Annotated in this window: 17 protein-coding genes; 10 read left to right on the forward strand and 7 right to left on the reverse strand. The window is 54.8% G+C overall.

What is annotated here, in order from left to right:
* Positions 1–60: 60 nt before the first annotated feature.
* Both envZ and ompR read right to left on the reverse strand, forming a co-directional pair.
* Entirely contained in the window at positions 61–1,413 is a 1,353-nt protein-coding gene (envZ, locus tag J4645_RS18585) for a two-component system sensor histidine kinase EnvZ (protein ID WP_001253818.1), read from the reverse strand.
* A complete protein-coding gene (ompR, locus tag J4645_RS18590) occupies positions 1,410–2,129 on the reverse strand; it encodes a two-component system response regulator OmpR (protein ID WP_001157751.1) in 720 nt (239 codons plus the stop codon). The genes envZ and ompR overlap by 4 nt, the downstream gene beginning before the upstream one ends.
* 225 nt (positions 2,130–2,354) lie before the next feature.
* Between ompR and greB the strand changes: the two genes are divergently transcribed.
* The 6 genes from greB (at position 2,355) to J4645_RS18620 (ending at position 9,668) form a co-directional block, all read left to right on the forward strand.
* Positions 2,355–2,828 carry a transcription elongation factor GreB gene (gene greB / locus J4645_RS18595; protein WP_000856695.1) on the forward strand — a complete coding sequence of 158 codons (474 nt, stop codon included), beginning with the start codon at positions 2,355–2,357 and terminating at the stop codon, positions 2,826–2,828.
* A 98-nt stretch (positions 2,829–2,926) separates the two neighbouring features.
* Entirely contained in the window at positions 2,927–5,257 is a 2,331-nt protein-coding gene (locus J4645_RS18600; RefSeq protein ID WP_023138606.1) for a Tex family protein, read from the forward strand.
* Positions 5,258–5,693: 436 nt separating this feature from the next.
* Complete coding sequence (feoA, locus tag J4645_RS18605; protein ID WP_001160955.1) at positions 5,694–5,921, forward strand: ferrous iron transporter A; 228 nt, start codon at positions 5,694–5,696, stop codon at positions 5,919–5,921.
* A gap of 18 nt (positions 5,922–5,939) precedes the next feature.
* Positions 5,940–8,258, forward strand: coding sequence for a Fe(2+) transporter permease subunit FeoB (gene feoB / locus J4645_RS18610; RefSeq protein WP_023208273.1), 2,319 nt, complete (start codon positions 5,940–5,942; stop codon positions 8,256–8,258).
* A gap of 12 nt (positions 8,259–8,270) precedes the next feature.
* The gene (feoC, locus tag J4645_RS18615) at positions 8,271–8,507 is read left to right on the forward strand and encodes a [Fe-S]-dependent transcriptional repressor FeoC (protein WP_000157589.1); all 237 of its coding nucleotides are present in this window, start codon (positions 8,271–8,273) and stop codon (positions 8,505–8,507) included.
* 234 nt (positions 8,508–8,741) lie between these two features.
* Entirely contained in the window at positions 8,742–9,668 is a 927-nt protein-coding gene (locus J4645_RS18620) for an Rpn family recombination-promoting nuclease/putative transposase (protein WP_000235956.1), read from the forward strand.
* 35 nt (positions 9,669–9,703) lie between these two features.
* Here J4645_RS18620 and bioH read toward each other — a convergent pair whose 3' ends face one another.
* Entirely contained in the window at positions 9,704–10,474 is a 771-nt protein-coding gene (bioH, locus tag J4645_RS18625) for a pimeloyl-ACP methyl ester esterase BioH (protein WP_023215166.1), read from the reverse strand.
* A 37-nt stretch (positions 10,475–10,511) separates the two neighbouring features.
* On the opposite strand from bioH, the gene gntX reads away from it, so the two are divergent.
* The 3 genes from gntX to gntT all read left to right on the forward strand — a co-directional run bounded on the left by gntX (position 10,512) and on the right by gntT (position 13,522).
* On the forward strand, positions 10,512–11,195 hold the full coding sequence (gene gntX, locus J4645_RS18630) for a DNA utilization protein GntX (RefSeq protein WP_023215167.1): 684 nt from the start codon (positions 10,512–10,514) through the stop codon (positions 11,193–11,195).
* A 58-nt stretch (positions 11,196–11,253) separates the two neighbouring features.
* Positions 11,254–11,829: a Fe-S biogenesis protein NfuA gene (gene nfuA / locus J4645_RS18635; protein ID WP_000619387.1), complete on the forward strand. Its 576-nt coding sequence runs from the start codon at positions 11,254–11,256 to the stop codon at positions 11,827–11,829.
* A 376-nt stretch (positions 11,830–12,205) separates the two neighbouring features.
* Complete coding sequence (gene gntT, locus J4645_RS18640) at positions 12,206–13,522, forward strand: gluconate transporter (protein WP_001131741.1); 1,317 nt, start codon at positions 12,206–12,208, stop codon at positions 13,520–13,522.
* A 118-nt stretch (positions 13,523–13,640) separates the two neighbouring features.
* On the opposite strand, the gene malQ is transcribed toward gntT, so the two are convergent.
* Complete coding sequence (gene malQ / locus J4645_RS18645; RefSeq protein WP_001528210.1) at positions 13,641–15,719, reverse strand: 4-alpha-glucanotransferase; 2,079 nt, start codon at positions 15,717–15,719, stop codon at positions 13,641–13,643.
* Positions 15,720–15,728: 9 nt separating this feature from the next.
* A complete protein-coding gene (gene malP / locus J4645_RS18650) occupies positions 15,729–18,122 on the reverse strand; it encodes a maltodextrin phosphorylase (protein WP_060634085.1) in 2,394 nt (797 codons plus the stop codon).
* A gap of 593 nt (positions 18,123–18,715) precedes the next feature.
* Between malP and malT the strand changes: the two genes are divergently transcribed.
* Complete coding sequence (gene malT, locus J4645_RS18655; RefSeq protein WP_023215169.1) at positions 18,716–21,421, forward strand: HTH-type transcriptional regulator MalT; 2,706 nt, start codon at positions 18,716–18,718, stop codon at positions 21,419–21,421.
* Positions 21,422–21,488: 67 nt separating this feature from the next.
* On the opposite strand, the gene J4645_RS18660 is transcribed toward malT, so the two are convergent.
* Together J4645_RS18660 and glpG are read right to left on the reverse strand one after the other, a co-directional pair.
* A complete protein-coding gene (locus J4645_RS18660; protein ID WP_000815084.1) occupies positions 21,489–22,247 on the reverse strand; it encodes a DeoR/GlpR family transcriptional regulator in 759 nt (252 codons plus the stop codon).
* Positions 22,248–22,340: 93 nt separating this feature from the next.
* Positions 22,341–23,171 (reverse strand): rhomboid family intramembrane serine protease GlpG, encoded by an 831-nt coding sequence (gene glpG, locus J4645_RS18665; RefSeq protein WP_023213339.1) that lies wholly within the window; start codon positions 23,169–23,171, stop codon positions 22,341–22,343.
* Between the last annotated feature and the right edge of the window lie 40 nt (positions 23,172–23,211).

The following is a 23,211-nucleotide window of genomic DNA, read 5'->3' on the forward strand; positions in this document are numbered from 1 at the left end:
GGCGGCTTTGAACTGCGTCATCCAGCGTTAAGAAGAAAGGGAGGGTAATACCTCCCTTTCTTATGCCTCTTTTGTCGTCCCCTGGACGCGAGCCACAGGAACCGGTAGCCAGGCGCGAATCGACAATCCGCCACGCTCGCTGGTGCCAATCTCCAGCATCCCGTTATGGTTATCGATAATGCGCTGCACAATCGCCAGCCCCAGCCCTGTGCCGCTGGTGCTACGGGCGCTGTCGCCACGCACAAAAGGCTGGAACAGATGTTTACGCTGCTCCGGCTTAATGCCCGGCCCGTCATCTTCTACCTGGAACCAGGCGCGATGCGACTCAGTGCCGCTGCTGACCTTAATCCAACCGTTGCCATAACGGGCAGCATTGACCACCATATTCGCCACCGCGCGCTTAATCGAGAGCGGGTGCATTTTCACCTGGATGCTGCCTGCCTGAAGCGCAGTGTTAATCTCACGCTCATAGCCGCTTTCCGCCGCAATCACCTCGCCCAGCACGGAATTGAGATCCGCCATCTCCATTGGCATTTCCTGACCGGTACGCAGATAGTCAATAAACTGTTCGATAATGGCGTTACACTCTTCGATGTCTTTATTGATCGACTCCGCGAGATAACCGTCTTCCTCGCCCATCATCTCCGTCGCCAGACGAATACGGGTCAGCGGCGTGCGCAAGTCGTGGCTGACGCCCGCCATCAATAGCGTACGGTCATCGGCCAATTGTTTCACGCCGGCGGCCATATGGTTAAACGCCCGGGTCACAGAGCGCACCTCAGAGGCGCCATATTCACGCAGCGGCGGCGGAATAATTCCCTTCCCTACCTGCAAAGCGGCATGTTCAAGATCCACTAACGGTCGATTCTGTATACGAATAAACAGCCACGCGCCGCCTATCGCCAGGAGCATGATCGCCAGCGTGTAACGGAAAAGCGGAGAAAAATCGCCCTGATGAATTTCAGTCAGCGGCACGCGCACCCAGATATTGGGCGACAGCCAGGTTTTGAGCCACACGACAGGCGAGCTTTTGTTGACCTCAACGCGCACTTCCGTCGGGCCGCCTAATTGCTGCGCCATCTGGTGGCTTAAGAATTCGTAGTGTTGCGCCCAACGCAGCCCGGCCTCTTCAGCGGCTTCGTTGGTGTAGAGAGAGATCCCCAGCTCGCGATAGATTTCCCGACGAAACGCAGGCGGCACGACTAACTGCGTGCCGTCCTCCAGTTGCAGCTTATCGGTCATCAGCATACGGACTTCGTAAGCCAGAACCTTATTAAACTGCTGGAGGCTCGGCAAAATCGCGAAGTTCAACACCACCAGGTAGGTCGTCACCAGGCTGACGAACAGCAAGGTGACGATGAGCAACAGCGTGCGGGCAAATGAACTTCGCGGCGAGAAGCGCATTCGCCTCATGCTTTAGAACCGTCCGGTACAAAGACGTAGCCCAGGCCCCATACGGTTTGAATATAACGCGGATGCGCCGGATCTTCTTCCACCATACGGCGCAGGCGGGAGATCTGGACGTCGATGGAGCGTTCCATCGCGGAATACTCGCGGCCACGGGCCAGATTCATCAGCTTATCGCGAGAGAGCGGCTCGCGCGGGTGGCTTACCAGCGCTTTCAGTACCGCAAACTCCCCGCTGGTCAGCGGCATCGGTTCATCTTCACGGAACATCTCGCGCGTACCGAGGTTCAGTTTAAACTTACCAAACGCGATAACGGCCTCTTCCTGCGACGGCGCGCCGGGCAGTTCGTTTGCCTGACGACGTAGCACGGCGCGGATACGCGCCAACAGCTCGCGCGGGTTAAACGGTTTAGGAATGTAGTCATCGGCGCCGATTTCCAGCCCGACGATACGGTCAACCTCTTCACCCTTCGCCGTGACCATAATGATCGGCATTGGATTACTTTGACTACGCAGGCGACGACAAATCGACAGACCATCTTCACCTGGCAGCATTAAATCCAGTACCATGAGATGGAAAGATTCACGGGTCAGCAGACGATCCATCTGCTCGGCGTTAGCGACGCTTCGAACCTGGAAGCCCTGCTCGGTCAGATAACGTTCCAGTAGCGCCCGCAGACGCATATCGTCATCAACCACCAGAATCTTATAATTCTCTTGCATTGTCTGTACTCCCAAAGGTTCGCAACAAATGTAAGTGTGTATTCTTAAAAAAGCTCACGTGAGTCACCAGCAAATTCTGGTATGAATTTCAGGCTAAATTGTTACAAAGCATATTTAACAGCAGCTTAAATATACAATTAATCGGCAACCCCATTATTTATTCTGTCGGGACGATCACGTTATACCCCGTGTGCGCAATATCGACAGCAAAGGTAAATCAACGAGATGAAAACGCCCCTGATCACCCGCGAAGGGTACGAAACACTCAAACAAGAGCTCAATTATCTCTGGCGTGAAGAGCGCCCGGAGGTCACCAAAAAAGTGACCTGGGCTGCGAGTCTGGGCGACCGCAGCGAGAATGCCGACTATCAGTATAATAAAAAGCGCCTACGTGAGATCGACAGACGCGTCAGATATCTGACCAAATGCATGGAAAATCTCAAAATCGTGGATTATTCCCCGCAGCAGGAGGGCAAAGTCTTCTTCGGCGCCTGGGTGGAAATTGAAAATGATGACGGCGATACGCTGAAGTTCCGCATTGTCGGCTACGATGAAATTTTCGGACGTAAGGATTACATCTCTATCGACTCGCCGATGGCGCGGGCGCTATTGAAAAAAGAAGTGGGCGATCTGGCGGTGGTCAACACCCCTGTCGGCGAAGCAAACTGGTACGTCAATGCGATCGAATACGTCAAATAAGACAAGAAGAATCCTAAGCCCCCGCTGATGGCTGGCATTTTTGCCAGCCAATCCGTATAACTATCCCCTGATTTTTATCCTGAAGACGAAGCTAACCCATGATGAATGATTCTTTCTGCCGCATTATTGCGGGTGAAATCCAGGCAAATGCCGGGCAGGTTGAAGCTGCCGTTCGCCTGCTTGACGAAGGGAACACCGTGCCGTTTATCGCACGTTATCGTAAAGAAATCACCGGCGGTCTGGATGACACGCAGTTGCGTAACCTGGAAACGCGTCTGGGCTATCTGCGTGAGCTGGAAGACAGACGTCAGGCCATCCTCAAGTCCATTTCCGAACAAGGCAAACTGACCGATGAGCTGGCTGGCGCCATCAACGCTACGTTAAGTAAGACCGAGCTCGAAGACCTCTACCTGCCCTATAAACCTAAACGCCGCACCCGTGGACAAATCGCCATTGAAGCCGGCCTTGAGCCGCTGGCCGATCTGCTCTGGAACGAGCCGTCCCACGATCCTGACGTGGAAGCGGCAAAGTACATTGATGGCGACAAAGGCGTGGCGGACACAAAAGCCGCGCTCGACGGCGCACGCTACATTCTGATGGAGCGCTTTGCCGAAGACGCCGCATTGCTGGCGAAAGTGCGTGATTACCTGTGGAAGAACGCCCATCTGGTCGCCACAGTCGTGAACGGCAAAGAGGAAGAAGGGGCAAAATTCCGCGACTATTTCGACCATCATGAGCCCATTGCTAACGTCCCGTCTCACCGTGCGCTGGCCATGTTCCGTGGTCGTAACGAAGGCATTCTGCAACTTTCGCTCAATGCCGACCCACAGTTTGATGAGCCGCCGAAAGAGAGCTACTGCGAGCAAATCATCATGGACCATCTCGGCCTGCGGCTAAATAACGCCCCGGCGGATAGCTGGCGCAAAGGCGTAGTGAGCTGGACGTGGCGTATCAAAGTCTTAATGCACCTCGAAACCGAACTGATGGGCACCGTGCGCGAACGTGCGGAAGATGAAGCGATTAACGTGTTTGCCCGTAACCTGCACGACCTGCTGATGGCAGCCCCCGCAGGCCTGCGCGCCACGATGGGCCTTGATCCTGGCCTGCGTACCGGCGTAAAAGTCGCTGTCGTTGACGGCACCGGCAAGCTGGTGGCGACGGATACCATTTATCCGCATACCGGTCAGGCGGCCAAAGCGGCTACCGTGATCGCCGCGCTGTGCGAAAAATACCACGTCGAACTGGTCGCGATTGGCAACGGTACGGCCTCGCGTGAAACCGAACGCTTCTATCTCGACGTACAGAAACAGTTCCCGAACGTGACGGCGCAGAAAGTGATCGTCAGCGAAGCGGGGGCGTCCGTGTATTCCGCTTCTGAGCTGGCGGCGCAGGAGTTTCCGGATCTCGACGTCTCCCTGCGCGGCGCGGTCTCTATCGCGCGTCGCCTGCAGGATCCGCTGGCGGAACTGGTGAAAATCGATCCGAAATCCATCGGCGTCGGCCAATATCAACACGATGTCAGCCAGACCCAGTTGGCGCGTAAGCTGGATGCGGTGGTCGAAGACTGCGTAAACGCCGTCGGCGTCGATTTGAATACCGCCTCCGTGCCGCTGCTGACCCGCGTCGCGGGCTTAACGCGCATGATGGCGCAAAACATCGTCGCCTGGCGCGATGAGAACGGTCAGTTTCAGAACCGCCAGCAACTGTTGAAGGTGAGCCGTCTGGGGCCGAAAGCGTTTGAGCAGTGCGCGGGCTTCCTGCGTATTAACCACGGCGATAACCCGCTGGATGCCTCCACCGTCCACCCGGAAGCCTATCCGGTTGTCGAACGCATTCTGGCGGCGACGCAGCAAGCGCTAAAAGATCTGATGGGCAACAGCAACGAATTGCGTCACCTCAAGGCCGCTGATTTTACCGACGATAAATTCGGCGTGCCGACCGTGAGCGATATCATCAAAGAGCTGGAAAAACCGGGCCGCGACCCGCGTCCTGAATTTAAAACCGCGCAATTCGCCGATGGCGTCGAAACCATGAACGACCTGCTGCCGGGGATGATTCTGGAAGGGGCGGTCACTAACGTCACTAACTTCGGCGCGTTTGTCGATATCGGCGTTCATCAGGATGGCCTGGTGCATATCTCCTCGCTCTCGAATAAGTTCGTTGAAGATCCGCACACCGTGGTGAAAGCGGGCGACATCGTGAAGGTGAAAGTGCTGGAAGTGGATCTGCAACGTAAGCGTATTGCGCTGACGATGCGTCTGGACGAACAGCCCGGCGAAACCGCCGCTCGCCGCGGCGGCGGTGCCGATCGCGCTCAGGGCAACCGCCCGGCATCTAAAGCGGCGAAACCGCGCGGTCGTGACGCCCAGCCAGCCGGTAACAGCGCCATGATGGACGCGCTGGCAGCCGCAATGGGAAAAAAACGCTAATCGGGTAATACGCAGGCCGGGTTACTTCTTATCCGGCCTGCGATTTTGCAATACGTCCAACCCTTTCTTTTTTAATTAACAATTAAATCTTACCCATTAGAATCTGTTAATTAATTTTCTTCTGCTATCCGCACTATTAATTATCACTTTATTAACAGATGAAACCTTAATTAAACATTAAAAACGGTGAATATTTGCACATTAGGGGTATTTGCAAAAAGACAAATAAATGTTGAGCCATATCAACATCGGCGCAAATTATCGCTTATTTGTACATTCCGTCACATTTTAATCGTTGAAGATAGAAACCATTCTCATTATCATTGTGTTGTTGATTATTTACTCTTTCCTTCGTTGGCTAAACATCGGGTCTCCTGCCGCCCCCCTGAGCGCCGCATGAGGTATACATCCAGTTAGTAAGAAACAAGTAGGTCGTATGCAATTCACTCCTGACACTGCGTGGAAAATCACCGGCTTTGCGCGTGAAATCAGCCCGGCGTATCGTCAAAAACTGCTTTCGCTCGGCATGTTGCCCGGCTCTTCATTTAATGTTGTCCGCGTCGCGCCCTTAGGCGATCCGATCCATATCGAAACACGACGCGTGAGTCTGGTTTTGCGTAAAAAGGATTTGGCGTTAATAGAAGTGGAAGCGGTTTCCTGTTAATACAGTGAGTCTATAAAAATGAAAAAATTAACCATTGGTTTAATTGGTAATCCTAATTCCGGCAAGACCACCTTATTTAACCAACTCACCGGCGCGCGTCAGCGCGTGGGGAACTGGGCGGGCGTCACCGTCGAGCGTAAAGAGGGCCAGTTCGCGACAACTGACCACCAGGTCACGCTGGTAGATTTACCTGGCACCTATTCTCTGACGACCATCTCGTCACAAACCTCTCTCGACGAACAGATCGCCTGCCACTACATCCTGAGCGGCGACGCCGACCTGTTGATAAACGTTGTAGACGCCTCCAATCTGGAGCGCAACCTCTATTTGACGCTGCAGCTGCTGGAGCTGGGTATCCCCTGTATTGTCGCGCTCAACATGCTGGATATCGCCGAAAAACAGCAGGTTCGTATTGATGTCGACGCTCTGTCCACGCGTCTGGGTTGCCCTGTCGTACCGCTGGTATCGACTCGCGGTCGCGGTATCGAGGCGCTGAAACTGGCCATTGACCGTCACAACGCTAATGACAACGTCGAACTGGTGCATTATGCCCAGCCGCTGCTGCGCGAAGCGGATTTCCTGGCCGACGCGATGGCCCAGGAGATGCCTTTACAACAGCGCCGCTGGCTGGGTCTGCAAATGCTGGAGGGCGATATCTACAGCCGGGCTTACGCAGGCGAGGCGGCGCAAAACCTGGACACCTCCCTGGCCCGTCTGAAGGACGAAATGGACGACCCGGCGCTGCATATCGCCGACGCCCGTTATCAGTGTATCGCCGCTATTTGCGACGTGGTCAGCAATACCCTGACAGCCGAACCCAGCCGCTTCACCAGGGCGGTCGATAAAATTATCCTGAACCGCTTCCTCGGCTTACCGATTTTTTTGTTCGTGATGTACCTGATGTTCCTGCTCGCCATTAACATCGGCGGCGCGTTGCAACCCCTGTTTGATGCCGGTTCCGTCGCCATCTTTATTCATGGCATTCAATGGATTGGCTACACGCTGCACTTCCCGGATTGGTTAACCATCTTCCTGGCGCAAGGTCTTGGCGGCGGGATCAATACCGTCCTGCCGCTGGTGCCGCAAATCGGGATGATGTACCTGTTCCTCTCCTTCCTTGAAGACTCCGGTTATATGGCGCGCGCGGCCTTCGTCATGGATCGCCTGATGCAGGCGCTGGGACTACCGGGTAAATCCTTCGTGCCGCTGATTGTCGGCTTCGGCTGTAACGTACCTTCCGTGATGGGCGCCCGCACGCTTGACGCTCCGCGCGAACGCCTGATGACCATCATGATGGCGCCGTTTATGTCCTGTGGCGCGCGCCTGGCGATTTTCGCCGTCTTTGCCGCCGCCTTCTTCGGGCAAAACGGCGCGCTGGCGGTCTTCTCGCTGTACGTGCTGGGTATTGTCATGGCGGTATTAACCGGCCTGATGCTGAAGCATACCATTATGCGCGGCGAAGCCTCTCCGTTTGTGATGGAGCTGCCGGTTTACCACGTCCCGCATATCAAGAGCCTGATCATCCAGACCTGGCAACGCCTGAAAGGTTTTGTACTACGCGCAGGTAAAGTCATTATCATCGTGAGTATTTTCCTGAGCGCGTTTAACAGTTTCTCGCTGAGCGGCAAAATCGTCGATAACATTAATGACTCCGCCCTCGCCTCCGTAAGCCGCGTCATCACGCCAGTCTTTAAACCGATCGGCGTCCATGAGGATAACTGGCAAGCGACCGTGGGTCTGTTTACGGGCGCTATGGCGAAAGAAGTTGTCGTCGGTACGTTGAACACGCTCTACACCGCCGAAAATATTCAGGACGAAGCGTTTAATCCTGCCGACTTTCACCTCGGCGATGAACTGCTGGGCGCGGTTGACGATACCTGGCAAAGCCTGAAAGACACCTTTAGCCTGAGCGTACTGGCTAACCCGATCGAAGCGAGTAAAGGCGACGGCGAAATGGCGACCGGCGCGATGGGCGTGATGGGTCAAAAATTCGGCAGCGCCGCAGCGGCGTACAGTTACCTGATTTTCGTCCTGCTTTACGTACCGTGTATCTCGGTAATGGGCGCTATCGCCCGCGAGTCCAGCCGCGGCTGGATGGGCTTCTCCATCCTGTGGGGGCTGAATATCGCCTATTCGCTCGCCACGCTGTTCTACCAGGTTACCAGCTTCAGTCAACACCCGACATACAGCCTGATCTGTATTCTGGCAGTGATCGTCTTTAACGTTGTGGTGTTAAGCCTGTTGCGCCGCGCCCGCAGCCGTGTAGACATTGAACTGCTGGCAACCCGCAAAAACGTCAGTTCCTGTTGTTCGGGCACTGCGGGCAATTGTCACTAAGGGATGTAAAAAATGGCTTCATTGATACAGGTTCGCGATCTACTGGCGCTACGGGGGCGTATGGAGGCAACGCAAATCAGCCATACGCTGCACGCTCCGCAGCCCATGATCGACGCCATGCTGAATCAACTGGAGATCATGGGTAAAGCGGTACGTATCCCGGAAGAACCGGACGGCTGCCTTTCAGGCAGCTGTAAAAGTTGTCCGGAAGGTAAAGCCTGCCTGCGCGAATGGTGGGCCTTGCGTTAGCCTTCGCCGGGTAGCGACGTAACGCGTCTTATCCGGCCTTTATCCCGCGTTATGTTGCCCGGTACGCGTCACGCTGCCGGGCAATTTTGCGTCATGCCTTCCACAAAGATGAAAGCGTTACCGCCGTGCGCATTTATCTCCCCATGCGCCTCGCAAGCGCACTAATCCTCTACTGCAATCAGCACGGTCTGCGCGTAGTGTCACGCCATTGAATTTCACCGATGACGGATCGATATGGCGACCTCAACAACATCCACGCCGCATGACGCGGTATTCAAACAGTTTTTATGCCACCCCGATACTGCACGGGATTTTTTGGAAATTCATCTCCCGACGACATTACGTCAAATCTGTAATCTGAATACGTTACGGCTGGAGTCCGGTAGCTTTATTGAAGAGGATTTACGCCCCCATTATTCCGATATTCTTTGGTCGCTGGAAACAAGTGAAGGTGAAGGTTACATTTACGTGGTTATTGAACATCAGAGTACGCCGGACGCGCATATGGCATTTCGGCTGATGCGTTACGCGATGGCTGCAATGCAACGGCACCTGGAGGCCGGGCATAAGACGTTGCCGTTAGTGGTGCCAATGCTGTTTTACCACGGAAACCGAAGCCCGTATCCGTTCTCATTATGCTGGCTGGATGAATTTGCCGACCCGGTGATGGCGCGTAAGCTATACGCCACCGCCTTTCCTCTGGTCGATATTACGGTCGTGCCGGATGACGAGATTATGCGGCACCGACGGGTCGCGCTGCTGGAACTCATACAAAAACACATCCGCCAGCGTGATCTAATGGGGCTTGTCGAACAGCTGGTCGCCCTACTGGTTAAGGGATACGCTAATGACACCCAGCTTCAAAGTTTGTTTAATTACATGATGCACACTGGCGACGCCGCGCGCTTCAATACGTTTATCCGCCAGGTGGCTATGCGTATCCCACAGCATAAGGAGAAGATCATGACTATCGCAGAAAGATTACGTCAGGAAGGGCATCGTAACGGGTTACAGAAAGGGCTACAGCAAGGCAAACAGGAAGGCCAACGGCTCGCCGCATTGCGCATTGCCCGCTCCATGCTAAACGATGGTTTCGATCGCGATACCGTGCTTAGGGTTACCGGGCTGGCGCCTGCCGATCTGGCATCTGAAAACCATTAATCTGGCAGAATGGTCCGGGCCCGGCAACGCCCTGGTTACAGCGATGATTTTAGCGTCATCAGCGCCTGACAAAACGCCGCCGGATGCGAGATAAACGGCGCATGGGCCGCCTTCGCCATTATCTGTGATGTACTGTGCGGCCATAACGTATCGAGCAAAGGCACAATTTTACGCGGCACCAGACCGTCCAGATAACCATACAAACGCAAAAACGGCATGTTCACATTTTTAAGCGCTTCTCGTAGATCGACCGTTTTTAAGATTTCCAGTCCGCCATTGAGCACGTCTACATCCGGCATAGGCTGCGCCAGCACCACGCTTTTTAAGGTGCGGGCATCCTGACGCGCCGTCTCCGTCCCTAACGTTTGCAGCGCCAGAAAACGCTCCACCGTGCGCTGAAAATCGTCGCTAAGCTGCTGCTGGAATCCACCGAGGATTTCCGGTTTTATTCCCGGCCACCCCTCACGCGCGCTAAAGCATGGCGAAGAGGCGACTGTCACCAGCGCCTGAACGCGTTCAGGGTGGGTGAGCGCCATCTGACTCGCCACCAGGCCGCCCAGGCTCCAGCCAAGCCAGATAGCCTGGTCCGGCGCGTTTTTCGCTACCTGCGCCGTCATATCTTCAAACGTCATAGCGCCAAACCCCGAACTACGGCCATAGCCCGGCAAGTCGACCAGATGCAGCGTAAAATGCGAGCCGAGTTCCTCGCGAATGCAATGCCATACCTCCGCGTTCAATCCCCATCCGTGCAGCAGCACAAGATGACAATTTCCCTCGCCGTAGGTCTGCCACCAGATGTCATTCATCAGTTACTGTTCTCTTTTGTCTAACAAGGATGCACCTATGCTAACAGTACCGGGATTATGCTGGCTATGCCGAATGCCGCTGGCGTTAAGCCACTGGGGGATTTGTTCCGTATGCGCGCGCGCCGTTCGTCAGCGCGTCAGCCTGTGTCCGCAATGCGGATTACCTGCCGCGCATCCTTCGCTCCCCTGCGGTCGCTGCCTGCAAAAACCACCGCCCTGGCAGCGTCTGGTGAGCGTCAGTGACTATACGCCGCCCTTGAGTTTACTGGTGCATCAGCTTAAATTTACCCGCCGCAGCGAAATTGCCGCCGCTCTGGCGCGTCTACTGTTGCAGGAAGTACTCATGGCGCGCCGCAGCACTGGCTTGCAGCTTCCCGACAGAATCGTCAGCGTTCCGCTCTGGTCGCACCGACACTGGCGGCGGGGATTTAACCAAAGCGATCTGTTATGTCAACCGTTAGCGCGCTGGCTTGGCTGCGCGTGGGACAGCCAAACCATCACGCGGGTACGGGCGACCGCAACACAACATCATCTCAGCGCCAGGTTACGTAAGCGCAATTTGAAAAACGCGTTTCGCCTTGAATTGCCGGTACAGGGTCTCCATATGGTTATTGTGGATGATGTCGTCACTACCGGAAGTACCGTCGCGGAAATCGCGCAACTGCTTTTGCGCAACGGCGCAGCGACTGTCCAGGTATGGTGCCTGTGTCGAACCTTGTAGAGCCTCGATGATGGGCGTATTATAACCAACTAAAATAGTCAACTATTAGGCCATTACTATGATCCGTATTTCCGATGCTGCACAAGCGCACTTTGCCAAACTGCTGGCAAATCAGGAAGAAGGGACGCAAATCCGCGTATTTGTCATTAATCCCGGCACTCCTAACGCAGAGTGCGGCGTTTCTTATTGTCCGCCCGACGCCGTAGAAGCCACCGATACTGCACTGAAATTTGACCTGTTGACCGCTTATGTCGACGAGCTGAGCGCGCCCTATCTGGAAGACGCGGAAATTGATTTCGTGACCGACCAGCTAGGTTCTCAACTTACATTGAAAGCGCCAAACGCGAAGATGCGCAAAGTGGCCGATGACGCGCCGCTGATGGAGCGCGTGGAATATGCTCTGCAATCGCAGATTAACCCGCAGTTGGCGGGCCACGGCGGTCGCGTCTCGCTGATGGAAATTACCGATGAAGGCTATGCAATTCTGCAGTTTGGCGGCGGTTGTAACGGTTGCTCGATGGTTGACGTCACGCTGAAAGAAGGGATCGAGAAACAGTTGCTGAATGAATTCCCGGAACTGAAAGGGGTTCGCGATCTGACCGAACACCAGCGCGGCGAGCACTCATACTACTAAGATTTTCCCCGCATCCATGCCCGATGGCGCTTGCGTCTGTCGGGCCTTGTCTGCGCCACCGTAGGCCGAATAAGGCGTCTACGCCGCCATTCTGCGCCATCAGCCACATCTCAGAACGATGGTCCTTCTTCTTTCGCCGATAACATGACCTGTGTCTCATAATTTAAATTTTGCCTGCCAGGGTCATTTTCAACACCCATATGTTACCCGTATCATTCTTATGGGCACCTAACATCCATATAACATCTGACTACGCTCATTCGTTTCAACGGTAATCAGTATTGGTGCTATTGCGACTCTGTTCCCGTCGGGAACAACAGGAATTTGTCGTCGAAACAATGACGTTACCCATAACAAAGTAAAGGCCAGGTAAATCATGCCATTAGTCATCGTTGCTATCGGTGTTATCTTGTTACTTCTTCTGATGATCCGCTTCAAAATGAACGGATTTATCGCCCTTGTCCTGGTAGCGCTCGCTGTCGGGTTGATGCAGGGAATGCCGCTGGATAAAGTCATCGGCTCCATCAAAGCCGGTGTCGGCGGTACGCTTGGCAGTCTGGCCCTGATTATGGGGTTCGGCGCCATGCTGGGCAAAATGCTTGCCGACTGCGGTGGCGCTCAACGTATCGCCACTACCCTGATCGCGAAATTTGGTAAAAAGCATATTCAGTGGGCCGTAGTGTTAACCGGCTTTACCGTCGGCTTCGCTCTGTTCTATGAAGTGGGCTTTGTTCTGATGCTGCCGCTGGTATTCACCATTGCCGCAGCGGCGAATATCCCGTTACTGTACGTCGGCGTGCCGATGGCTGCGGCGCTCTCCGTCACACACGGTTTCCTGCCGCCGCACCCGGGCCCAACCGCGATTGCCACGATTTTCCATGCTGATATGGGTAAAACGTTGCTGTTTGGTACGATTCTGGCGATCCCGACCGTGATCCTTGCCGGCCCGGTTTACGCCCGTTTTCTGAAAGGCATCGATAAGCCGATCCCGGAAGGCCTGTACAGCGCGAAAACTTTTACGGAAGAAGAGATGCCGGGCTTTGGCGTCAGCGTCTGGACGTCGCTGGTTCCGGTGATTCTGATGGCGATGCGTGCGGTTGCCGAGATGATTCTGCCAAAAGGCCACGCTTTCCTGCCCGTTGCCGAGTTCCTGGGCGACCCGGTAATGGCTACGTTAATTGCCGTACTGATTGCGATGTTCACCTTTGGCCTGAACCGCGGACGTTCCATGGATCAGATTAACGATACGCTGGTCTCTTCCATCAAAATTATCGCCATGATGCTGCTGATCATCGGCGGCGGCGGCGCGTTCAAGCAGGTGCTGGTCGATAGCGGCGTGGATAAATACATCGCTTCAATGATGCATGAAACCAATGTCTCTCCGCTGTTGATGGCGTGGTCTATCGCGGCGGTGCTGCGTATCGCGCTGGGCTCTGCGACTGTCGCGGCGATTACCGCAGGCGGCATTGCGGCGCCGCTGATCGCCACTACCGGCGTTAGCCCTGAACTGATGGTTATCGCAGTCGGTTCCGGGAGCGTGATTTTCTCTCACGTCAACGACCCGGGCTTCTGGCTGTTCAAAGAGTATTTCAATTTGACTATCGGCGAGACCATTAAATCCTGGTCGATGCTGGAAACGATCATCTCCGTCTGCGGCCTGATCGGCTGTCTGCTACTGGGTATGGTGGTTTAAGCGAGGCGGCTTGTAGGCCGGATAAGGCAGCAATGTGCGCCAGGATTGCCTGATGGCGCTGCGCTTATCAGGCCTACGTGCTCTCACCATCATAAAGCCGGGGAAATCCCCGGCTTTATTACTTCTTCTTCGCGGCCGCTTTTCGGCGCTTATCCAAATCCTTAATCAGCTTGTTTACGCCCTCATCGGCAAACATCTGCTCCAGCGTGGCGGTGAGCTTCCGCCGCCAGTTTTTATACTGATCGCTGGTGCCCGGTACGTTAACCGGATCGGCCATATCCAGCCAGTCCTCCGGCTGAAGCCCCAACAGACCGCTGTTACTGTCGGCGATATAGCGCTGAAGTCCGCGATTTAGCGTTGGCGTCATCGACATTAACGATGCCTTATGCCCGGCGCGTTTTGGCAGACAGCCATATTTATGCAGCGCGTCCAATAGCCCCTGTTTCGCCCGCTCGCGATCCTCATACAGCCCGCGCAGAATCACCTCATCCGGATAAAGCCCCAGAGCTTTACCCAACGTCAGGTCACCGCATTCCCAATAGCCGCGCAGCGTGGGGAGATCGTGCGTCGAGGCGACAGCCATCGATTGTTGCGGATATGCGCCTGGCGCGCGGAAGTTTTTCTCAAGGTCATTTTCAAACCACAGCACTTTATAAGAATAGACCCCGCTATCGCGCAGCTTGCCGACAATCTCAACTGGCACCGTCCCCAGATCTTCGCCTATCACCATACAGCGGTGACGTTGGCTCTCCAGCGCCAGAATAGCCAACAGATCGTCAACCGGATACTGAACATATGCCCCGCGATCCGCTGTTTCGCCATACGGTATCCACCACAGACGCAGCAACGACATGACATGGTCAATGCGCAACGCGCCGCAGTTTTGCATATTGGCGCGCAGCAGGTCGATAAAGGGCTCATACGCCCGGGCGACAATGATATGCGGGTCCATTGGCGGCAGCCCCCAGTTCTGACCGAGCGGGCCGAGGATATCCGGCGGCGCGCCGACAGATGCTTTCAGGCAGTACAGCTCCCGGTCACACCAGGTTTCCGCGCCGCCTTCCGCTACGCCAACCGCCAGATCGCGGTACAAACCAATCGGTAGTTTAAAACTCTGGCAGGTATCCCAGCAGGCAGCGAATTGGCGCCAGGCCAGCCACTGAAGCCAGAGGTAAAACTCCACCTCTTCGCGGTGCGCTTCACAGAATTGTTTGACAGCGGGAGACTCTACCGACTGGTACGCCTCCGGCCAGGCTGGCCAGCCCCAGCGCTGCTCATCCTCTTTTACCTGATACGCATGCAGCGCGTCGAATGCCGCCTGCCAGTAAAGGCTCTCGCCTTCACGGGCGATAAAGTGACGAAACTCCGCCATTTGCGCATCGTCGCGAGCGGCAAAGCGCGTCCACGCCATCCGCAGCGCCGTGATTTTCAGCGCGGTAACGGTAGCGTAATCCACCCATTGCGCATCGCGCGCCTGTCGCAGCTTTTGCTGTGTGGCGGGCATTTGCCACCATGCCTGCGCCTCTTCGCTCAGGCGGAAATCTTCGACGGCATTGACGTCGATATATATCACGTTCAGCCAGCGACGAGACGAGGGGCTGTAGGGACTGGCGCTCTCCGGATTCGCCGGATAAAGCGCGTGGATCGGGTTCAGGCCGATAAACGCGCCGCCGCGTGTCGCCACGTCGACCAGCATCGACTTTAAATCGCCGAAATCGCCAATACCCCAGTTTTTTTCTGAACGCAGAGTATAAAGCTGGACGCAGGCCCCCCACAGTTTTTTCCCTTCCAGTAACGCCTGCGGCTCATAGCATCGCGGCGGGGCGACGATAATACGGCAGTGCGTACGCTGTTCATCCTGGGTCAACGTCAGGGTGTGGTAGCCCTCCGGCAATGTAGCCGGAAGGTTAAGTTTTTTACCGCCCGTCACGCGCCCTTTGTAATGCACGCCCTCTTCCGTAGTCAGCAGCCAGGCAAACTCACCGCGCCCCTCTACCGGCAACGCCATTTTTTTACCCGCGGTATAAACCTTCACATTCGGCACGACCGCCTGTGGTCCTGTTGTCGTGCCGTGCATCGCCGCCAGCAAACGTCTCTTGGTTTCAGCGCCAATAGACTGCGGTTTGCCATGAGCATTGATGTAACTGGGGCTGATCCCCGCCGCCAGCGCGGCACTATCGAGACGTTTATTTTCCATCGCGCTCCCTTAGCGTTTTGCCTGCCAGATACGGGCCTGATAATCGCGAATAGAGCGATCGGAACTGAACATACCGCAGCGCGCGGTATTGAGGATCGCGGCGCGCGTCCACGCTTCCTGGTCGCGATACAGCGCATCCACCTGCTTTTGCGCCTCGACATAAGCGGCGAAGTCCGCCATGACCAGGTACGGATCGCCCCCCTGTTTGCCGAGGCTATGCAGCATCTGGTCAAAGGCATGTTTATCGCCATTGCTGTATTGACCGCTTTCCAGCTCTTTTAGCACCGCATCCAGCACTTTGTCTTTTTTACGCCATTTCACCGGATCGTAGCCTTTGGCTTTGAGCGCCTTGACCTCTTCCACAGTATGGCCAAAGATAAAGATATTCTCTTCACCCACCTTCTCAGCGATTTCAACGTTAGCGCCGTCCAGCGTTCCCACTGTCAACGCCCCGTTCAGCGCCAGTTTCATGTTGCCGGTGCCGGACGCCTCTTTCCCGGCAGTGGAAATTTGCTCGGAAATATCCGCCGCCGGAATGAGCATTTCCGCCGCCGAGACGCAGTAATCCGGCAGGAAAACCACCTTCAGCTTATCACCCACCGCCGGGTCGTTATTAATGGCTTCCGCAACCTTATTGATAGCAAAAATGATGTTCTTCGCCAGGTAATAGCCCGGCGCCGCCTTCGCGCCAAACAAGAATACGCGCGGTACGCGATCAGCCTGCGGGTTTTCGCGGATCTCTTTGTACAGCGCCAGAATATGCAACAGATTCAGATGCTGACGCTTGTACTCATGCAGGCGTTTGATCTGAATATCAAAAATCGCATGGCTCGAAATCTCAATCCCGGTACGGGCCTGGATGAATTTCACCAGCCGTTCTTTGTTCGCCCGTTTGATGTCGCGATACTGCTGACGGAACTTCGCATCGTCAGCGTATTTTTCGAGGTTGATCAACTGGTCGAGATCGTTAGCCCACTCTTTTTTCAGCGTTTTATCCAGCAACGCCGCAAGCTGCGGATTGCACTGTTTGATCCAGCGACGCGGCGTAATGCCGTTGGTGACATTGTGGAATTTGTTCGGCCAAAGCTGGTGATATTCCGGGAACAGATCTTTCACCACCAGATCGGAGTGCAGCGCCGCCACACCGTTGACCGCAAAGCCACTGACCACGCACATATTGGCCATGCGCACCTGACGGTCATGCACCACCGCCAGTTTTGCCCATACCTGCTTATCGCCAGGCCAGGTGTTATCGACCAGCGTCTTAAAGCGGTCGTTAATCTGCTTGATAATCTGCATATGACGCGGCAGCAGCGCTTTCACCAGCTTCTCATCCCAGCACTCCAGCGCTTCCGGCATCAGGGTGTGGTTGGTGTAGGCGAAGGTTTTGCTGGTGATAGCCCAGGCGTCATCCCAGCTCAGTTGGTGCTCGTCAATCAGCACGCGCAGCAGTTCCGGAATGGCGATGGTCGGGTGAGTATCGTTCAACTGAATGACCTCGTAATCCGCCAGCTCATGCAGTTTGCGTCCGGCCAGATGATGGCGACGCAGAATATCCGCTACCGAGCAGGCGCACTGGAAGTATTGCTGCATCAGACGCAGTTTTTTGCCCGCCGTGTGGTTATCGTTGGGATAAAGCACCTTCGTCAGTTTTTCCGCATCGATACCCTGCTGTTCCGCCCGCAGGAAAGCGCCATCGTTGAATTTGGTCAGATCAAACGGATGCGCGTGGGTCGCCTGCCACAAACGCAGCGGTTGCGCGACGCCGTTACGATAGCCTAACACCGGCAGATCCCAGGCCTGGCCTGTAATCACAAAGCCTGGCTCCCAGCGCCCTTCTTTGGTGACTTTACCGCCGATCCCAACCTGGACGTCCAGCGCCTCGTTGTGGCGGAACCACGGATAGCTGCCGCGATGCCAGTCATCCGGCGCTTCCATCTGCTTGCCTTCAACAAATGACTGACGGAACAGCCCATACTGGTAGTTCAGACCATAGCCCGTAGCGGACTGCCCGACGGTGGCCATCGAATCGAGGAAGCAGGCGGCCAGACGTCCCAAACCACCGTTGCCGAGCGCCGGATCGACTTCCTCTTCCAGCAGATCGGTCAGATTAATATCGTGCGCTTTCAGTACATCGCTAACGTCCTGGTACCATCCCAGATTTAACAGGTTATTTCCCGTCAGGCGACCAATCAAAAATTCCATCGAAATGTAGTTCACATGACGCTGGCCTTTTGTCGGCTGCGCTACCGGTTGCGCGCTCAGTAATTCCGCCAGCGCGCCGCTAACGGCCTGCCACCACTGACGAGGCGTCATGTCGGACGCCGACAGTAAACCGAAACGCTGCCACTGACGCGTCAGGGCGGCCTGGAATTGATCTTTATTGAAGGTTGGCTGTGACATAGGAAATCCGTCCTCGGGTAATAAAACAACGTTATCGCTAGTTTGCCAGGCTCGATGTTGACCTTCCTCCTCCCGGCAATGATTAGGGAGGGAGGAGGAGCGGGGATGAGCATAAAAGTGTGATCGCCGCCACTTACCCCTGTATAAACGCGCCGATTCCTGTCAACGACACTCAGTGTTACGCATAATCAAATGAATAAACAGAAATAACAGTAAATCGCGAAGGGGTATTTTCGAAGATTATATGAACGCCGAAATAGTTTCTTATCTGAAATATTCAGCGGCGGGAGATTCACTAACTAAACATAATTAATTAAACGCCTGGTATCGTCATTGTGTTAAATCCGCATCATGTCCAGGACATTATTTACAATAACGAAAATATGACCTCAGCCCAGCTCTGACGCTCGTTTCAACCGCGCTGAATACTTTTTTAATACCGTTATTTAGAATTGTGACAGAGTGCAAATTCAGACACATAAAAAGTCTGCTTAGCTTGCATTAAAATGCTTTCTGGCCGACCTTATATCTATTAATTACGAAGCGCAAAAAAAATCGCAGTTCCCCCCATTTCCCACAGTGAAGTGATTGCTATGTTGATTCCGTCTAAATTAAGTCGTCCGGTTCGTCTCGACCATACCGTGGTTCGTGAGCGGCTGTTGGCTAAACTTTCCGGCGCGAACAATTTCAGGCTCGGCCTGGTAACCAGTCCTGCTGGCTATGGGAAAACCACGCTTGTCTCACAGTGGGCGGCGGGCAAAAATGAATTAGGCTGGTACTCTCTCGACGAAGGCGATAACCAGCAAGAGCGGTTCGCCAGTTACTTAATTGCCGCAATCCAACAGGCCACCGGCGGACACTGCTCTACCAGCGAAGCGATGGCGCAAAAACGTCAGTACGCCAGCCTGACGTCCCTCTTCGCACAGCTCTTTATTGAACTGGCGCAGTGGCATCGCCCGCTTTATCTGGTGATTGACGATTACCATTTGATTACCAATCCGGTGATTCACGACGCGATGCGCTTTTTCTTACGTCATCAGCCGGAAAATTTCACCCTGGTGGTGTTATCGCGTAATTTGCCACAACTGGGCATCGCTAACCTGCGCGTGCGCGATCAGCTGTTGGAAATCGGCAGCCAGCAGTTGGCTTTTAACCATCAGGAAGCAAAGCAATTTTTTGACCGTCGTCTTTCGTCGCCCATTGAAGCCGCTGAGAGCAGCCGCATGTGCGACGATGTGGCCGGTTGGGCCACTGCGCTACAGTTGATCGCCCTCTCCGCGCGCCAGAACCATACCTCTGCGCATCACTCCGCCCGCCGTCTTGCCGGGATTAATGCCAGCCACCTTTCTGATTATCTGGTGGACGAAGTACTGGATAACGTGGATGTCAGCACCCGACATTTCTTACTTAAAAGCGCGATCTTACGCTCAATGAATGACGCGTTGATCGTGCGTGTGACCGGCGAAGAAAACGGCCAGATGCGGCTGGAGGAGATTGAGCGCCAGGGGTTATTCCTACAACGCATGGACGACACGGGCGAGTGGTTTAGCTATCACCCGTTGTTTGGTAGCTTTCTGCGCCAGCGTTGCCAGTGGGAACTGGCGGCGGAACTGCCAGAGATCCACCGCGCGGCCGCAGAAAGCTGGATGGAACAAGGTTTTCCCAGCGAAGCTATACATCATGCGCTGGCGGCGGGTGACGCGCAAATGCTGCGCGATATCCTGCTTAATCATGCGTGGGGGCTGTTTAATCACAGTGAACTGGCGCTGCTGGAAGAGTCATTAAAAGCGCTGCCGTGGGAAAGCCTGCTGGAAAATCCGCGGCTGGTGTTGTTACAGGCCTGGCTGATGCAAAGCCAACACCGCTACAGCGAAGTGAATACGTTGCTGGCGCGCGCCGAGCAAGAGATCAAAGGGGTCATGGACGGCACGCTACATGCTGAATTTAACGCGCTGCGCGCTCAGGTCGCCATCAACGACGGCAATCCGGAAGAGGCAGAGCGGCTGGCGAAACTGGCGCTGGATGAGCTTCCTCTCGCCTGGTTTTATAGCCGCATTGTCGCGACCTCCGTTCACGGCGAAGTGCTGCACTGTAAAGGCGATCTCAGCCAGTCTTTATCGCTGATGCAGCAAACCGAACAAATGGCGCGCCATCATGACGTCTGGCATTACGCGCTATGGAGCTTAATTCAACAAAGTGAAATTCAGTTCGCCCAGGGATTCCTGCAGGCCGCATGGGAAACGCAGGAGAGAGCCTTCCAGTTGATCAAAGAGCAACATCTGGAACAACTGCCGATGCATGAGTTTCTGGTACGTATCCGCGCGCAATTGCTGTGGGCGTGGGCGCGCCTTGACGAAGCGGAAGCCTCGGCGCGCAGCGGTATCGCTGTGCTGTCCACCTTCCAGCCGCAACAACAGTTGCAGTGTTTGACGCTACTGGTGCAGTGCTCGCTGGCGCGCGGCGATCTGGATAATGCCCGTAGTCAGCTTAACCGACTGGAAAACTTATTAGGCAATGGCCGTTATCACTGCGACTGGATCTCTAACGCCGATAAAGTGCGTGTCATTTACTGGCAGTTAACCGGCGACAAGAAATCCGCCGCCAACTGGTTACGCCATACGCCAAAACCGGCGTTTGCCAATAACCATTTTCTGCAAGGCCAGTGGCGCAATATCGCCCGCGCGCAGATCCTGCTGGGCGAATTCGAGCCTGCGGAAATCGTGCTGGAAGAGTTAAATGAGAATGCCCGTAGCCTGCGCTTAATGAGCGATTTAAACCGCAATCTGCTGTTACTCAATCAGCTTTACTGGCAATCCGGGCGGAAAAACGACGCCCAGCGCGTATTGCTTGATGCCTTACAGCTCGCCAACCGCACCGGATTTATCAGCCATTTTGTGATTGAAGGCGAAGCCATGGCGCAACAATTGCGTCAGCTTATCCAGCTCAATACGCTGCCGGAGATGGAGCAGCATCGCGCGCAGCGCATCCTGCGAGAGATTAACCAACATCACCGGCATAAATTCGCCCATTTTGACGAAGGCTTCGTCGAGCGCCTGCTTAACCATCCGGATGTCCCGGAGCTTATTCGCACCAGCCCGCTCACCCAGCGTGAATGGCAGGTGTTAGGGCTTATCTATTCCGGTTACAGCAACGAACAGATTGCCGGCGAACTGGCGGTGGCCGCGACCACCATTAAGACGCATATCCGCAACCTCTACCAGAAACTCGGCGTCGCGCACCGTCAGGACGCGGTACAGCACGCGCAGCAGTTGCTGAAGATGATGGGGTACGGGGTTTGACGTGTGCCTGATGAGCTTATCAGGCCTACGATCACGCGCAGAGTGTAGGCCTGATAAGACAGTCTCTTTAGCACAGCTCTAATTGAATATGGTGGTCGGCAATCACCTGCATCACGCCCGGCGGCGGCAGGGTATCGGTGTAGACCGCATCGACCATACTAATGCTGCCCATGTTTACCATCGCGTTACGGCCAAATTTAGAGTGATCCACCACCAGCATCACATGGCGCGAATTTTCGATAATCGCGCGCTTGGTGCGTACCTCATGGTAGTCAAATTCCAGCAACGAGCCGTCGCTATCAATACCGCTAATACCGAGAATGCCGAAATCGAGACGGAACTGGGCGATAAAGTCCTGCGTCGCTTCGCCAATAATGCCGCCGTCGCGGCTGCGGAGTTCACCGCCGGCGAGGATAATACGAAAATCCTCTTTCGCCATTAGCGTGTTCGCTACGTTCAAATTGTTGGTCACGATCCGCAAATTACTGTGCCCTAACAGGGCGTGCGCTACGGCTTCCGGCGTCGTGCCGATATCAATAAACAGCGTTGAACCATTGGGGATCTGGGCCGCGACTTTGCGAGCGATGCGCTCTTTTTCTTCCGTTTGCGTCGCCTTACGATCGTGCCACGGCGTGTTCACCGAGCTGGAGGGCAACGCCGCGCCGCCGTGGTGGCGCAAAATCATATTCTGTTCCGCCAGATCGTTAAGATCCCGACGAATGGTTTGCGGGCTGACAGAAAAATGCTCCACCAGCTCTTCCGTACTGACGTACCCCTGTTTTTTCACCAGTTCAATGATCGCGTCATGCCGTTGTGTTTGTTTCATGAATAATCTCTGAAAGTAACCAACCTTGCGCCGGATAGCGGCATTCGCCCTACCCGGCCTGGAAAAATATCTCGACCACAGGCCGGATACGCCTCACGTTCGTTTTCGCGCATTCAGCGTATCAACAAAGGCCATCGCTAAACCGACGATAAGCCCGGCGATGTGCGCGCCGTTCGCCATAGACATGCCAAACCAGTCAAACCAACCAGCGACTATCCACATTAATGCAAAAATAATTAAGCCGCGCTGGAGATAAATTCCGCTTTGCGGATCGCGCTCTCCGCGCAGCCACACGTAACCCATCAGCGCATAGACGACGCCAGACAGCCCGCCAAACCACGGGCCGCTAAATTTCTGCTGTACATAGCCGCTTAGTAGCGCGCTTATCACCGTAATGACGATTAATTTACCGCTGCCCAGGCGCTTCTCTACCGCCCCGCCGAGATACCACCACCACAGCAGGTTAAAAAGAATATGCATCAGTGAGAAGTGCATAAAGATATGGGTGAAGTAGCGCCAGAATTCAAATTTTAAAACCGGATCGAACGGCCACGCCAGCCACACCATCACCGTCTGATCGCCGATGAGACTCATCGCGATATAGACCAGCACGCAGGCGAGCATCACGATCCAGGTAACAGGGCCGGCTCGTTCACGCAGCGTGGCGAGAAAGGGAAAACGGCGGTAGCGTAGCCCGCTGTTCGTCTGCCCGGACTGCCAGCTAGCCGCCAGATAACGCGGATCGCCGGGATTTTCTATAAACCGCGCCAGCTCGACCCGCACACGTTCGGCCTGCGATTCATCTGCCAACCAGATATCGCTTTGATTATGTTGCTGAATAGTAAGAATGACGCCCTGGGTGGCCATGTAATCAACAAATGCCTGCGCCACGCGAGGATTCGCAAAGGAAGTAATCATCAACATTATTGCTGTCGCTTAGTCCATACAAAAGAAGACAGTATAT

Origin of the sequence: Salmonella sp. 32082101201600294FB01SM01 (genome assembly GCF_017572865.1) — a bacterium.
Lineage (GTDB): Bacteria > Pseudomonadota > Gammaproteobacteria > Enterobacterales > Enterobacteriaceae > Salmonella > Salmonella enterica.